We start from the raw sequence: 13,754 nt of genomic DNA, 5'->3' as shown, positions 1-13,754 counted from the left end.
TTAGAAAATTTAAATTCGCAACCTTGGGAAAAAATCTTTGAAACCAATTTTTGATGCCGTATATACGTGGGTCAACGGAAATGATCCAAAACACGTTGAAAAACGGCTACAACATTACAGAGAGCTCAAGATACCAGGCACGTTACCTCAGGCCGCCTCTGACACGCGCTATAGCGATTGTGGAGAACTTTGGTATTCGATCAACTTGGCGCGAAAACACGCCCCATGGCTAGGCACTATCTTTCTACTCACGGATGATCAGAAACCTTCCTGGTTAGATGATCCTACACAAGGAAAACTGGGAATCACACTTATAGATCACCGTGAGATCTTTCGAGGTTATGAAGAATATTTACCAACTTTCAACAGCAACTCAATCGAGGCGATGCTTCACCGCATTCCCAATCTTTCTCCATCATTCATTTATTTCAATGATGATTGTTTCATCATTCGCCCAGTGGAGCCGCATGACTATTTCCTTAATGGAATGAACATGGCGCGGGGCTTCTGGACATGGAAAAATCGCTATTTCGCTTACCTCGAGCGCAAGATGCGAATTTATCTCTTTCACACACAAGGATTGCACGCGCTTGTCGGCAAAAGGGCTGAAAGCATTTTACTGCCCCATTATCGCTACTTCCGACTAGCCCACACGCCTCATTCCTTACAAGTGCAAAAGTTTATAAAATGTTTTCAGGACGACAATCTTCTACGAAATGCCATTCAGTACCGTTTTCGTAACGACCGGCAGATCTGGCCCATCGGATATATTCTCAATCTCGCATTAAGGTCGGGTCAAGCCATACAACATCCTCCAGATTGGGAATATCTCTCTCCGCATTTGTCGTTCGACAGATTGACTTCAGTATTTGATGCAATAAAGAAAAATTTTCATATCAAGCATCTCTGTATTCAATCTCTAGACAAATTCACACCCAATGCATACGAATTATGTATCGATTTTTTATCCTCCTTATTATAACCATTCGATTTTTCATATGCAGACAGGAGTTTCAGGGTTCGCTAGTGTCACCATGTTATTGACAGATAACTGGATGCGTAGACAACTAACTCCAAAAACGACCATGGATCGTCCGTTACGTTTCCCACCATGGCCAGGGTATCGGGGCGGAATATCCGGTCCTTACCTCAGCTAAGCGTTCCGTACGACAGACAATATCCTGGTCGAGAGTCTATGGCGCTCGCCGAAGTATGAGAATATTTACATCAGGGAATACGAGACGGTAGCGGACCTGATCGACGGTCTTAGGGACTACTTCGAGTTCTACAACAACCGCCGGCCGCACCAGGGGCTGAACGGCCGGATCCCGGCAGAGGTCTACTATCAAACACCGCTGTTCAGGATGGCAACGTGATGGGCTGGGGTACAGTAAGCCGCAGCCGGGCTTGGCCACGCCTCGCCTGAGCTCCGCAAGGCTCCGCGAGGCGAGGCCAAGCCCCAACTAACCAACAGTCGGAGTGAAATTGGGGTTCTTACACCTTAAATCTCGAAGAAAATGGTCCCGTACTTGGGGTCCACCTCACTTCTCCGTTCGAATGGTTTCGGTCGCACAGTGAAAATCACAGCCCCTTCCTGGTATTTTGTTCTGACGTAGTCATAGCCTTTGACGTTGCACACATGCTACAAAAGACTCGTGGACATGATCGGCTTCCTCCTTCTTCGCGAATTGCCGTTCACCAGAAAGGAAACTGTCTTCGTCCACTTTTTCCAACCCTCAAATACGCAAAAACCGGATGGACCAATGATCTGCCCCTCTTTCAGCAGATCACCGACAACGGCAAGTCTGCTCTATTGTGTAAGACGAAAGATGTAAGTGATTTAGTCCAAAATATCCAATACTTGATAGACCATTCTGAAAAATGAAAGCGATTGGGTGAGGCCGCCATGAAATGGGGTATAGAGAATTTCTCGATTCAAAGACATATTGAGCAATTACAAACAATATACGAATAGGTTTTGACCATAAGATGATTCTTGAGAAATCTTTCATTGATATTTAATTTGCTTTCAGGTAGCTCAATAAACACATGATGACGATGACCTTTATGAAACTGAGGATATTCATTTTGAGAGTGCTCAGAAAATTGGGCCTCCTGAGCAGATTGAATTTGGTTCTGTGTGCCGATTTCGGGAGAAGGGGGGGCAAAATTCGGCTTCCCATAATTGAGGGGTTCGGCATACAAAACCTGATCGAAAAGGAAACCTGGCTGGACACGTTGATGTCGTGCTGTTTGCCCTGCGATTCAGGCTTCTTTGTAGACGTGGGGGTAAATATCGGGCAGACCTTGATAAAATATGTCAAACTGAAGGCAGATAACGGCTATATCGGCTTCGATCCAAATCCAGATGCAATTGCATTCGCTGAACGGATTATTTGGTTGAACCGGATCCAAAATGCATACCTTGTTTCCTCTGGCTTGGCTCAAAGTTGCGGGGTTGGAAGGCTATGGATCAAAACAAATTATGGATCGGCAGCAACCATTTTGGAAGATTTCCGGAGCGAGGAATTCCATGACCGTGTAAAATGTGTCTCGCTATTGAACGGTGATAAGGTCTTTGAAGACCTGGCAATTGATTCCATTTCAATGGTCAAGATAGACGTAGAGGGCAGTGAGTTGGACGTCCTCCTGGGGTTGCGTGACACGCTAGCTAAAACGAGACCCTTCATTGTCGTCGAAATACTGCCCATCTATGACATCTCCGTAGCCCGGAATATCATCCGAAAGACAAAATCAGACCAGATCGTATCTCTTATGAAAGCAATGAACTATCGGATGTACCGCATCCTGTCGGGTCCCTCCGTCAGATTGTCAAGAGTCGACGATATTGAAATCCATTCAGATCTGAATCTGTGCAATTATTTCTGTGCGCCGGATGCGTTGGATAAAGACATGAGGCAAAGACTCGCATGCAATGGCGTTCTGATCAGAGAATAAGGAGAGTTCGGTTGAAACAGTAGGCAAAATGATCAGTAAAAAAAGCACGAACGGCCTGCTTCCCAACTTTACTAATCCTTATAATCCGCTTGATCCTATTAATCCTGTTAAAAACGGTAATATGAAACTCGAAAATTTAACACCCAAAGTGATCCACTGCGCATACGCGGTTTACAACACGTTTAGATTTGGCTTTTTTGAGAATATGTACCACAAAGCCATGAGTATTGATCTAGCTAAGGCAAATCTGAGTGCATAATCAGAGAAACATCTATACAGAGCGTCCTAAATAATTGCCTATAGACGCCAAAGCGTTTGGTTAGTTTCCATCCGGAAATGGTCTTTTTGGCCAATCTCGGCGTCAATCTGCACGTTTGCTTGTGCGGCGACCACCAGGTCGCCTCCGCGCAAACGCTTGATTTCCTTGATATTGGCCAAAAATCCTCATTTCCGGAATGGAAACCGGGTTCTATAGGAAAATCATTTCCGGATGGACACTGGTTAGGATCATACCAGTGGCAGAATTGCTGAAATACCGATTTGGCCAACTCTTCCAAGGCTGCAAAATACCGGTTATGGGTTTTCAGGCGGCGGGTCAATTTCCAGACCCTTTCAATATGGTTAAGCTACGGGCTATAGGGCACAAGATAGTCAAGGCGAGGCCGGGTGATCCCGGGCCGTTTCCGACCCGGGATTCCCACAGATCCGGACATACACGACTGACGCATCCGGCTCCGCAGGTCATGGTTTTGCTACGCGACCTCAGCACTGGTGGGTGACGGTGGATTTAGGAAGCGGAAACCGCTTCGCTAATTCGTTGAACCAATCCCATTTCCGTTTAGCCTTATGGGATCGTCGACCAAGCCACTTGTGCCAGATCTCTCGGGCCAGGAAGATAAACCTGCTGAGAGCAGGTGTATTGCCCTTGATCCCGAAGTACTGAATGTGCCCGCGCATCTTTGAGTTCAGCATTTTATGCTGCTCTGCTATAGGCCAGTGGCGCACCCTGCGCAGCCAGACAGATAAGCGTTTAAGGGACCTTGCCAACCTGTCTTTTGCTGTCTTTCGCTTGATGATCCAAAAGCCCCGCCGGGATTTTGCCCAGAAGTGTGTAAACCCAAGAAAGTTAAATGTCTCCTTTTTCCCTACGCCGTCTCCATCATGTGGCCGCCGGAAATTCAATGTTCGGGTCTTTTCCGGGTGGAGCTTCAGCCTATACTTGCCGAATCTTTTCGGAAGTACCGCCATCACGCGTTCCGCATCCTCCTGGCATTCGAATACCAGCAGGGCATCATCCGCGAACCACACCATGAAGGCTTTCCCTCTCATGCGGGGCTTCACCGTTGTCTCGAACCATTTATCCAGCACTTCGTGAAGGTAGACGTTGCTGAGACACGGGGAGATCACTCCTCCCTGTGGAACCCCACTTTCTGGATACGTGATCTGATGCTGCTCCATCACGCCGGCATTCAGCCACTTTCCGATGAGACGCACAAACACTCCATCGCGTACCCGTCGGCGAAAAATCTCCTGCAACTGACTATGATCGATGGCGTCGAAGTACTTGCGGATATCCAAATCTAATGATATACCCGCCTCCCATCTCCATCAGGCCTCCCCTGATTGTCTTTATGGCCTGGTGAGCAGACCGACCCGGTCTGAATCCATAGGAGCAGTCCAGGAAGTCCTGCTCATAGACTGGTTCGAGAGCCATCGCCACCGCCCTTTGAAGCACCTTATCTTCAAAAGTCGGGATCCCGATCGGGCGTGTTTCTTTGCCCTTTGCATCCTTCGGGATGTGTACCCGCTTGACAGCCGGCGCCCGGTACCTGCCAGACTTCGCTCAGTCCATCAGACTCCGGAGATTCTCTTCCAGACTTTCTTCATAGTCCTTTGCTGTCTGTCCATCTATTCCGAGGGCACCATCCTTGCGGGTCTTGCGGTACGCTTCCATGAACCACTCCAGATCCATATAGTGGGAAAGGTTCATTGCCATATCCGGAGCCTCTTTCGCCATTTCCTCTGTGTCAATGTGGGTGAGACACGCCCAAGACTCGCCTTGCGGCCTGCTGGCTAGGCTTTGGCCGTGTGGGGCTTTCACCCACTGGGTTTCGTTCTCAAGTTTCAAGAAGGCATCGGATTCCTCCGTTCCTCTCGATCCAGGCTTGTCTGCTGATTTCTTTGTCTATCGCCATTTTCTTCTCATGCAGATCAGTTGTATTTGATCACAGGGGGTGCATTTTTCCCTGGCGTCCGAGGCTAAATTTTGCTAGGGTGCCTTCCCAGGAGGGAACAGCACCTTGGCAGAGACCCTGTATCAAGTTCGCGGCCGTCAGATCAGAGAGGAAGACCTCTCGTTTATCCGCGATACCATCTCCCGGTATTGGGAACGCGGTCGAACCGCCATTTCCCGAGTGCTGTGTGAGCACTGGGACTGGCGGCAGCCGAACGGGCAGATCAAAGGGATGGCCTGCCGTGCGCTGCTGCTCAAGCTCCAAGAAAAAAAGCTCGTCAACCTCCCCCCGTCTTTGTCCACAACGAATCATCGGAAGCCCCGCAAGGCTGTTCGACGCAGCTATAGCTACGACACCTCGGAGATTCACGGAACGGTCTCCGAGTTTGGCTCTTTGAAAATCGAGATGGTCCGGCGCACCCCGAATGAAGGCCTGTGGGATCACCTGGTCGACAAATACCATTACCTGGGGCGCCCCCGAATCGTCGGTGCATACTTGAAGTACCTGGCCTACCTGGATGGACACCTGGTGGCTTGCCTCGGTTGGGGCTCAGCGTCCTGGAAGGTGGAGTGCCGCGACCGGTTCATCGGTTGGGAGCCTCCTACCAGGGAAGCGAACCTCTACAAGGTCGTCAATAACGTCCGGTTCCTGATTCCGGGCTGGGTTTCGGTGGAACACTTGGCCTCGAAGCTTCTGAGCGCCAACATCCGGATGCTTCCCGGGGACTGGCAGGCGTTTTACCGCCATCCCGTTGCCTTGCTCGAAACCTTCGTGGACACCACCCGGTTCCAGGGCACCTGCTACCGGGCGGCCAACTGGGTCTATGCAGGACTGACCAAGGGGCGTGGACGCTACGACCGCTATAACCGCTGCATGGAACCGGTCAAGGCGGTCTACCTCTACCCGCTTGGCAAGCGTTTCCGCGAGGCGCTCCATGGCTGAAACGCCTCTTTTTCCCGAAGGCATCGCCTTGACCGAAGAGGGGCTGCAGGATGTCCCGCGCTCCGTGCTCATCCAGATCATCCTCGCCCTTGCGGAGGAAAAAAGCGAGTTCCGAAAACGGATCGAACACCTCGAAGCGCGTCTGAACAAGGATTCCTCCAACTCGGATCGGCCGCCGTCCTCGGATCCGCCCTTCAAAAAGAAAAAATCCGGGAAGAAAAAGAAAGACACCGATCGACGGAAACTGAGCCATCCGGGGCACCGGCAGGAGATGCTCCCGCCGAAGGAAACCCGAGTCATCCTTCCGGAAATCTGCACCTGCGGCAACCGCGAGTTCCCCGAAACCGAATCGTATTATACGCACCAAGTCATCGAACTGCCCCCGATCGAGCTCGAGGTCATGCACTTCGAACTGCACCGAGGCAGGTGCCCGGTCTGCGGCAAGATGCAAAAGGCCACCGTCCCCAAAGAACATCGGACAGGCTACGGTCCCAGGCTTTCAGCCATGATCGCCGAGATGGCGGGCACCGGAGGCAGACAGCCGCTCAACGATTCAAACCTTCTGCGCTTCGGTGCTTGGGTTCCATATCAGCCTGAGCGCCATCCAGAAGATCATCGATCGGGCCTCGGCCGCGATCCAACTCCACTATGAAACGATCGGCCAAGCAGCCAGGCAGGCGCCGGTCAACCACATCGACGAGACCAGCCACCGCCTCAACGGCTTCCTGCAATGGCTGTGGGTCATGGCGGGGCCAGCAGTGGCTTTCTTCATGATCCATTCCAACCGTTCGAAGGAAGCCTTCGAAGCCCTGATCAAGGACTGGACCGGCATCCTGGTCTCGGACGGATACGGCGTGTACCGCAAATGGGTCGGACTGCGGCAGACCTGCCTTGCTCATCTGATCCGCAAGGCCAAGGAACTCTCCGAAAGGAAAGACCCGGACATAAAATGTTTCGGTCTGTGGGCAACCCATGAACTCCAACGACTATGCCATATGGCCAACGCTCCCCCCTCCGTCGGAGAGTGGCAGGCCTTTTATGCTCGTTTGATCCGCTTGATCACCCTTCATGAGAAGCGCAAGGATGATGCCGGCAGATTTGCACGCCGTCTTCGCAGGGAGATCGAAAGCCTTTGGACGTTCCTCTCGGAGCAGGGGGTGGATCCCACGAACAATCATGCCGAGCGGATGCTTCGATTCGCCGTGCTGTGGCGTAAATCCAGCCAGGGTACGTCCAGTGAAAAAGGCAACCGCTGGGTGGAGCGTATCCTCTCACTCAGGCAGACATGCCGCCTGCAGAAAAAAACAACCTTCCCCGTCCTTGTCGATGCCCTGCGCGCCTACTTCCGGGGTCAGGAACCCGACCTCGCCTGGATCGCTCAATCCACCGCCTGATCCAGATCCTGTGATCGCTTACAAAATATTGGCAAACCGTGAAAAGAGAAGGCGATCACGCTACAGAGTATAGTCTTATGAATGGTACAAATTGCCTTGCTACTATTATTTTAAGTGCGCACAACGAAGAGAAATATCTTGGTGACTCCTTAAATTCCCTCATCAAGCAATCCGAAAAACGTTGGAAATTATGGCTAATTATTGATAAGTCCACAGATAATACATTAGAAATCGCGCGAAGATTCTCTTTGCATGACTTCCGGATTAAAGTGTTTGAATCTAATCATGGAAACTTAGGTGCTGTTCTTTCCGAATATGGTGCCAAGGTCATCTCGCCATATCTGATCCGGATGGATGGAGATGACATTGCGTATACTCATCGCATTGAAAGGCAACTAGCCTTTATGAATATGCATCCTGAAATTGTCGTCAGCGGTACCCAAGTGAGATTCATCGATGAAAGCGGGCAACCATTTGCAGTCTCTAGCAATCATATTAATCATGATGATATTTACAATGAGCTGCTCACAGGTCGGGGTGGGTCTATTTTTCATCCAACAGTTATAATTCGCACAGAAGCTCTTCATTTAGTTGGCGGTTATCGGGATAAATATAAATTTGGTGAGGATTTAGATCTCTACTTAAGGTTATCTGAAGTTGGCAAATTGGGGAATATTAACGAAATTTTGTTAAATTTTCGTAAGCATAGCAAGAGTTCGACTCACGGCGAAGACATTTCTGAAGCGATGTTAAGGCGAATCGACACAATCAATGAGCATGTAGCACGGGTTGGAAATCGCGTGCAATTACCACCTGTCACACGATTAGTTAGTCAAAGTTATTCAGATCTGTTGATTTCTCGGTTTTACTCATCGATCAATTTTGGCTATTACAAAACCGCAATCATATACTTTGCTAAAATTTTGTCTGATTTTGATATTTTCAAAAAACTTACTAAAGGTTTTCCCAGCAAATTTGCTAACAGATTTACCTTCGTTTACTTTAAAAACCGAATAAAATATAAGATTTAAGGACTTTGATAATAAAAAGCACACTAAAAAGGATCCCGTTTTTTCTGAGTTTGCGTCGGCTCCTGCTGCAAGTCATTCATGAGGTACACGAGTTTCTTCTAATTACACGATTTAAGTTGCCTTATTATCCTATCGTAAATCGACCTATTGCAAGAAATGTGATCGTAAGTCTTACAAGTTTTCCTGCTCGCATTAAATATGCTTGGATCCCGATAGAAAGCATTCTTCGTCAGAGTCTAAAGGCTGATATGCTTGTACTTGTTTTAGCAGAAGAACAGTTTCCCGATCGTAAGCTACCGAAAAAAATAATAAAGCAAACTGCAAGGGGGCTTTCTATCCTGTGGATTCGTGATGATTTGCGTAGCTATAAAAAATTAATTCCAGTTCGGAGCAAATTCCCTGACTATGCGATTATAACGATCGACGATGATGTAGTTTATAAAAGAAATTTTTTGAAGCGATTGTTAATGGAGGCCAATAGCTTTCCGCAAACGGTTATCGGCACCACGGGTAGGGAAATTTTGTCAAATGGTTCTGAACTGATCCCCTATGTTAAATGGGTCAGACCGACCTCGTGTACTCCTGGAACAAAAACACTTTTAACCGGTGTGGGCGGAATATACTACCCTGCTAACTTGATACCTACTGATGATTTATGCGATGCTGAAAAGGCATTGAAGATTTGTCCCACGTGTGATGATATTTGGTTTTGGGCTGTATCACGAAATTTAGGCGTACCACACCGTTGCATCGGAGGTGCCTGGTTTTGGCCGATTCGATGTATGAATCAAACCCCGGCATTGAGTACGGTAAACTGGAGGCAGAATGGCAATGATCGACAAATAAACGCAGCAATGGAGTACTTTGATATAAAAAAAAATATCTTGGCTGAAACGCGCGAAATAACATCGGCTGGCGATTAGCATCATTTGGCGAAAATATTTATCCGATTTCCCTAGTACTAAGTAACGCTTCAAATTGCGCATATAAGCGTTTCAACGGTTTCGGTGGCGGTGGGTCTCAAGGCGATTCATCTTTATCTCGTGTAGGCTGAGTGCGCCGTGAGGTAATATTTGCGCTGACGTTTTACTCAGATTATCTGTCTGCATATTGCCGGCGAGCATCTTGGGTAATGCAACTATATATGACGATATAAATCTTTTCGCATAATGGAAACCGGGTTATGGATTCGATAGGTAAAATCTCGACAGTCAAAGCACCCATTAAACAGCTACATCTATTTGTAAATTGCCATACGAATATAGGTGTTGACCATATCATACTGTTCTTTGACGACCCTGAAGATGTTGGTTTAAACTCGTTTTCACAATACCATCAAGTTATAACAGTACGATGTTCTAAAAAATATGGGTGCGGCTCTTTTGGAACCACGCTAAAAAATAACAATCATAGCGAGTTAGGCACTGTGCAAGCCTAGGCATTGGTTGTTTGTGGATGAAATAGCATATCGGGGAGACGATATACCCTTTTTTCTAGATCTCCCAAGGGCAATAGCTCGGGACAACGATGAAAGCACTTTTTTGCGGAGATGATCATTTTTTGCTGGACTTTGCCCCATTTCTTTGTTATGGAAAAATGGTAAAGGAGGACTGGGATGATCACCGCAATAGACAATCAGCGATTCTGTGGTCGGGAGTTTACGCGCGAAGAGCTTTTTTTGATGCAAGAAGTGGTCGAGACCTGTGCAGGAATCAGCCGAACCGAACTCTCGCATACAGTGTGCGAGTTGCTGGAGTGGCGCCGAGCCAATGGCGGACTGAAAGCTTGCGAATGTTTGGACTTTTTGGAACGGCTGGAAGGCCAGGGGTTTTTGAAACTTCCGGAAGCTCGGCAGATTGGACCGAAGAAAGGCACGAGGCGGCACATTGCGCCCCAGACAGGCGAGCAACCATGGTCTGGACTGGCGGGGAGTGTGGAGTCGTTTTTGCCCTTGGATGTGGAGGCGGTGAAGAGCCAGAAACAGCGCAGTCTTTTCAAGGATCTTGTGAGCCGGCACCACTACCTGGGATATGCCATGCCGTTCGGGGCGAGGCTTCAATACCTGGTCTACGTGATGAAGCCAGGACGGCAAGTGGTCGGATGCGTACAGTTTTCCAGCCCGGCCTGGCGGATGAGGGTCAGGGATCGATGGATCGGCTGGGACGATGCGGCACGGGAGCGAAGTCTTCAACAGATTGTGAACAACAGCCGGCTGTTGGTGCTGCCAAGAATACGCAATCTGGCCAGTGCGTTGCTCTCCTGCGTGCTTCGGCGACTGCGAAAGGACTGGCGGGATCATTATGGGATCGATCCCTGGCTGGTGGAAACGCTGGTGGACCGGGAACGGTTTCACGGAGGGTGTTACCGGGCCGCCAACTTTATCGTTCTGGGGGAAACCAGTGGTCGAGGCCGGATGGACCGCGCCCATCAGCGTCATGGAGCGGAAGTGAAAACCGTGATGGTCTACCCACTTGTCAAGGATGCAGCGATAAGGCTCCGAGACGGCTTCGGAGGGTAAGGGACGATGAATGCATTGGCCATATTGTCGTCCCGGGAGCGCTTTTATGAGCAGTCGAGGCAGGGGTTTGAAGAAATGGTTGGGCGCCTGGATTCCGAGGAGGTTCGCTCGATGACCCATAGTGAGATTGAACGGGAGCTCGAGAAGATGGGTCGGGAACGGATGCGCAAACTCTTGCAGGAGCATTTGGAATCCCGGGGTCCTGGAGAAAGTGCACAACCCGTTCAGGGCTCCGATGGCGTCAAGCGGCCGCGGGCGAGGCTTCAGAAGCGAGAGTTCGAGACGATTTTCGGCACGGTCTCGATAAAACGCGCGGGCTACGGCCAGGAGGGGAACCGTAGTCTGCATCCGCTGGATGCCGAGCTCAATTTGCCCGACAAAAAGTATTCCCTTGAACTGAGCCGCCGTGTGGCAGAAGAAGCTGCAAGGAGTTCCTTCGACGAGACCTTCGAGAGCATCGGTAAAATCACTGGAGGTCATGTCCCGAAGCGTCAGATCGAGGAACTGGTCAGGCTTGCAGCCCAGGACTTCGATGCTTTTTACGAGACCCGTCAAGCACAATCGGCAGTGGTTGAAGAAAATGACTCGATTATGGTGATAAGCGTCGATGGCAAAGGGGTAGTGATGCGGACGGAGGATCTTCGAGAGCAAACCCGTAAGGCCGCCAAGGCGCGTAAGCACAAGATGGGCGCGAGGCTTTCCAAGGGGGAGAAGAAAAACGCCAAGCGCATGGCTACTGTGGCCGCCGTTTACACGATTGCGCCCTTTGTGCGTAAACCGGAGGACCTGGTTCCCGAAACCGACTCTGAACGTGTCGAGCTGCCTCGCCCCCGGCCTGAGAGAAAACGGGTTTGGGCGAGTCTGGAGAAGACCCCGGAAGAGGTGATCGAAAAAGCGTTCGAGGAGGCAGCTTGTCGCGATCCCGGGCATCGAAAGAAGTGGGTGGCACTGGTTGACGGCAATAAGACCCAGATTCGCCTCCTGCGCCGCATAGCCAAAGAGAGAGGTATCGATCTGACCATCATTCTCGATTTCGTTCATGTAACAGAGTATCTTTGGAGTGCGAGCAGGGCGTTTCACTCCGAGTCCGGTGAAAAGCTGGAAAATTGGGTTCGCGTGCGGCTTCTTGAAATCCTGCGGGGAAAGGCCGGGTATGTTGCAGGAGGCATACGCCGCAGCGCCACATTGCGAGACTTTACCCCGCCAGAACGCAAACCCGTCGATGTCTGCGCCAATTACCTGCTCACCTATGGACTCTATCTGAAATACAACGATTACCTTGCTCAAGGATTTCCCATTGCTACGGGAGTCATTGAAGGCGCTTGTCGTCATCTGGTCAAAGATCGCATGGAAGTGACTGGCGCCCGATGGAGCTTGAACGGGGCCGAGGCCGTGTTGCGTCTCCGTGCATTGCGCTCCAGCCACGATTTTGATGAGTACTGGGAATTTCATGAAGTACAGGAGTATGAAAGAAACCATCGAAGCCTTTACGCCGGTGGCATCGTCCCCCCCACAATCAAGCCAACACACGCTCCAGAACGTAGTCGTAGTCATCTGAAGATCATTAAATAAGGGAAATCTTTCTGTTCAAATGTTTGATAACATACGATGAAAAATGCTGCTCAAAGTCGTTCTAAAAGAGCCGCACCCAATTTCTTTTGAGGCTTTTCTTGATCTAAATCAGAAACTGCTCTCTTTACTTTTATCGCTCCTTTCCTGTTCGCCGTTGGATGAGATTTCGTCTGCTGGCTGTCGACGGATCTACCTTGCGTGTCCCTGCAAACGAACAGACCAGAAAGTTCTTTGGCGTTTGGCATCCCGCCAAAACCCGACCTGCCCATTCGACAGCGTTTCGTTGCTCCACGACGTCTTGAATCGCATCACCGTTCATGCACTCATTGTTCCTAAAGCGGAAGGTGAACGCTCATTAGCCGCTAAACACGTGCAGAATACCGGTGAAGGCGACCTTCTTCTTCTGGACCGGGGACACCCCGCATACTGGTTTTTTTGCCCTGATCCTCAACCCGGGTTCTCAATTCCTTTGTCGGATGAAAAAGGATTCAGATCTTGTCAGGGAATTCCTCTGCTCCGGAAAGCGCGAGGCTATCGTTACCCTTAAACCGTCTCCCGCCGCCATAAAATTCTGCCAAGAGAAGAATTTGAGTACCAGCCCCCTGAAAGTTCGCGTCCTCCGGTTCACATTGAAAAACAGGGTAAAGGACGTTCTGTTGACTTCCCTCCTCGACAGGCGCCAATTTCCTTTCGCTGAGCTCAAAGAGCTGTACACCTGTACACCAAAAGCGCTGGTCTGTGGAAACCGCCTACAGCCATTTCAAATGCCGCATCCAAATCCAGAACTTTTCGGGAAAATCTTCCCTCGCTGTCCTCCAAGATTTCCACGCCAGAGTCTTGACAGCCAACCTGACTGCCATGATCGTTCATCCAGTTCGAGATCTTATTTAGGAGCAGGCCAAAAACCATTCCGAACGGCTCAGGTAGCAGGTCAACTTCACCTATCTGCTTTCCTACTATGAAAAACAATGTCGTGCTCCTCTTTACCCGGCGACACATCACCAAAATCCTTCGAAGCCTCCTCTCCCTCCTCGGTATGTCATTATCGAGTATTCGACCAAGCCGGAAAAATCCCAAAATGAGGGGGCCGAAACTGAAAATTGCC

The 13,754-nt window shown here is 49.8% G+C and carries 16 protein-coding genes and 1 pseudogene; 13 read left to right on the top strand and 4 right to left on the bottom strand.

Translation table 11 applies throughout. The features are described from left to right. The first annotated feature begins 37 nt into the window (after positions 1-37). The 5 genes and pseudogenes from ACZ500_RS26055 to ACZ500_RS26035 all read left to right on the top strand — a co-directional run bounded on the left by ACZ500_RS26055 (position 38) and on the right by ACZ500_RS26035 (position 3,489). Entirely contained in the window at positions 38-982 is a 945-nt protein-coding gene (locus ACZ500_RS26055) for a stealth family protein (RefSeq protein WP_464230353.1), read from the top strand. Positions 983-1,163: 181 nt separating this feature from the next. Then, positions 1,164-1,376, top strand: a pseudogene (locus tag ACZ500_RS26050) (integrase core domain-containing protein); the annotation flags it as partial. A gap of 691 nt (positions 1,377-2,067) precedes the next feature. Continuing rightward, complete coding sequence (locus ACZ500_RS26045) at positions 2,068-2,958, top strand: FkbM family methyltransferase (RefSeq protein ID WP_464230352.1); 891 nt, start codon at positions 2,068-2,070, stop codon at positions 2,956-2,958. Positions 2,959-2,986: 28 nt separating this feature from the next. Then, positions 2,987-3,217: a GxxExxY protein gene (locus ACZ500_RS26040; protein ID WP_464230351.1), complete on the top strand. Its 231-nt coding sequence runs from the start codon at positions 2,987-2,989 to the stop codon at positions 3,215-3,217. A 77-nt stretch (positions 3,218-3,294) separates the two neighbouring features. After that, entirely contained in the window at positions 3,295-3,489 is a 195-nt protein-coding gene (locus ACZ500_RS26035; protein WP_464230350.1) for a hypothetical protein, read from the top strand. 231 nt (positions 3,490-3,720) lie between these two features. Here ACZ500_RS26035 and ACZ500_RS26030 read toward each other — a convergent pair whose 3' ends face one another. From ACZ500_RS26030 to ACZ500_RS26020, 3 genes are all read right to left on the bottom strand, one after another. Beyond that, complete coding sequence (locus tag ACZ500_RS26030) at positions 3,721-4,536, bottom strand: reverse transcriptase domain-containing protein (protein ID WP_464230349.1); 816 nt, start codon at positions 4,534-4,536, stop codon at positions 3,721-3,723. Beyond that, positions 4,499-4,693 (bottom strand): hypothetical protein, encoded by a 195-nt coding sequence (locus ACZ500_RS26025; RefSeq protein ID WP_464230348.1) that lies wholly within the window; start codon positions 4,691-4,693, stop codon positions 4,499-4,501. Before ACZ500_RS26025 ends, ACZ500_RS26030 begins: the two co-directional genes overlap by 38 nt. Positions 4,694-4,801: 108 nt before the next feature. Further along, entirely contained in the window at positions 4,802-4,954 is a 153-nt protein-coding gene (locus tag ACZ500_RS26020) for a hypothetical protein (RefSeq protein WP_464230347.1), read from the bottom strand. Between the two features lie 304 nt (positions 4,955-5,258). Between ACZ500_RS26020 and ACZ500_RS26015 the strand changes: the two genes are divergently transcribed. The 8 genes from ACZ500_RS26015 (at position 5,259) to ACZ500_RS25980 (ending at position 13,196) form a co-directional block, all read left to right on the top strand. Next, positions 5,259-6,134, top strand: coding sequence for a Druantia anti-phage system protein DruA (locus ACZ500_RS26015; protein WP_464230345.1), 876 nt, complete (start codon positions 5,259-5,261; stop codon positions 6,132-6,134). Beyond that, entirely contained in the window at positions 6,127-6,786 is a 660-nt protein-coding gene (locus ACZ500_RS26010; protein ID WP_464230344.1) for a DUF6444 domain-containing protein, read from the top strand. The genes ACZ500_RS26015 and ACZ500_RS26010 overlap by 8 nt, the downstream gene beginning before the upstream one ends. Further along, positions 6,707-7,528, top strand: coding sequence for an IS66 family transposase (gene tnpC, locus ACZ500_RS26005; RefSeq protein WP_464230343.1), 822 nt, complete (start codon positions 6,707-6,709; stop codon positions 7,526-7,528). The genes ACZ500_RS26010 and tnpC overlap by 80 nt, the downstream gene beginning before the upstream one ends. A gap of 77 nt (positions 7,529-7,605) precedes the next feature. Continuing rightward, positions 7,606-8,559, top strand: a complete 954-nt coding sequence (locus ACZ500_RS26000; RefSeq protein WP_464230342.1) for a glycosyltransferase — start codon at positions 7,606-7,608, stop codon at positions 8,557-8,559. A 50-nt stretch (positions 8,560-8,609) separates the two neighbouring features. Next, positions 8,610-9,482 carry a hypothetical protein gene (locus tag ACZ500_RS25995; RefSeq protein ID WP_464230341.1) on the top strand — a complete coding sequence of 291 codons (873 nt, stop codon included), beginning with the start codon at positions 8,610-8,612 and terminating at the stop codon, positions 9,480-9,482. A 692-nt stretch (positions 9,483-10,174) separates the two neighbouring features. Further along, entirely contained in the window at positions 10,175-11,077 is a 903-nt protein-coding gene (locus ACZ500_RS25990) for a DUF4338 domain-containing protein (protein ID WP_464230340.1), read from the top strand. A 6-nt stretch (positions 11,078-11,083) separates the two neighbouring features. Continuing rightward, the gene (locus ACZ500_RS25985; protein WP_464230339.1) at positions 11,084-12,649 is read left to right on the top strand and encodes an ISKra4 family transposase; all 1,566 of its coding nucleotides are present in this window, start codon (positions 11,084-11,086) and stop codon (positions 12,647-12,649) included. Positions 12,650-12,692: 43 nt separating this feature from the next. Continuing rightward, positions 12,693-13,196: a hypothetical protein gene (locus ACZ500_RS25980; RefSeq protein WP_464230338.1), complete on the top strand. Its 504-nt coding sequence runs from the start codon at positions 12,693-12,695 to the stop codon at positions 13,194-13,196. A gap of 152 nt (positions 13,197-13,348) precedes the next feature. Here ACZ500_RS25980 and ACZ500_RS25975 read toward each other — a convergent pair whose 3' ends face one another. Beyond that, entirely contained in the window at positions 13,349-13,726 is a 378-nt protein-coding gene (locus ACZ500_RS25975; protein WP_464230337.1) for a hypothetical protein, read from the bottom strand. Between the last annotated feature and the right edge of the window lie 28 nt (positions 13,727-13,754).

This window comes from Desulfatiglans parachlorophenolica, assembly GCF_055394735.1.
The sequence above is the reverse complement of the archived record's forward strand: the minus strand, read 5'-3'. Positions and strand labels throughout refer to the sequence as shown.

Bases quoted from the DNA above. Each gene is read 5' to 3' on its own strand.
- ACZ500_RS26045 (WP_464230352.1), top strand. From the start codon at position 2,068: ATGAAACTGAGGATATTCATTTTGAGAGTGCTCAGAAAATTGGGCCTC.
- ACZ500_RS26040 (WP_464230351.1), top strand. From the start codon at position 2,987: ATGATCAGTAAAAAAAGCACGAACGGCCTGCTTCCCAACTTTACTAAT.
- ACZ500_RS26035 (WP_464230350.1), top strand. From the start codon at position 3,295: ATGGTCTTTTTGGCCAATCTCGGCGTCAATCTGCACGTTTGCTTGTGC.
- ACZ500_RS26020 (WP_464230347.1), bottom strand. From the start codon at position 4,954: ATGGCAATGAACCTTTCCCACTATATGGATCTGGAGTGGTTCATGGAA.
- ACZ500_RS26010 (WP_464230344.1), top strand. From the start codon at position 6,127: ATGGCTGAAACGCCTCTTTTTCCCGAAGGCATCGCCTTGACCGAAGAG.
- ACZ500_RS26000 (WP_464230342.1), top strand. From the start codon at position 7,606: ATGAATGGTACAAATTGCCTTGCTACTATTATTTTAAGTGCGCACAAC.
- ACZ500_RS25990 (WP_464230340.1), top strand. From the start codon at position 10,175: ATGATCACCGCAATAGACAATCAGCGATTCTGTGGTCGGGAGTTTACG.
- ACZ500_RS25985 (WP_464230339.1), top strand. From the start codon at position 11,084: ATGAATGCATTGGCCATATTGTCGTCCCGGGAGCGCTTTTATGAGCAG.
- ACZ500_RS25980 (WP_464230338.1), top strand. From the start codon at position 12,693: ATGCTGCTCAAAGTCGTTCTAAAAGAGCCGCACCCAATTTCTTTTGAG.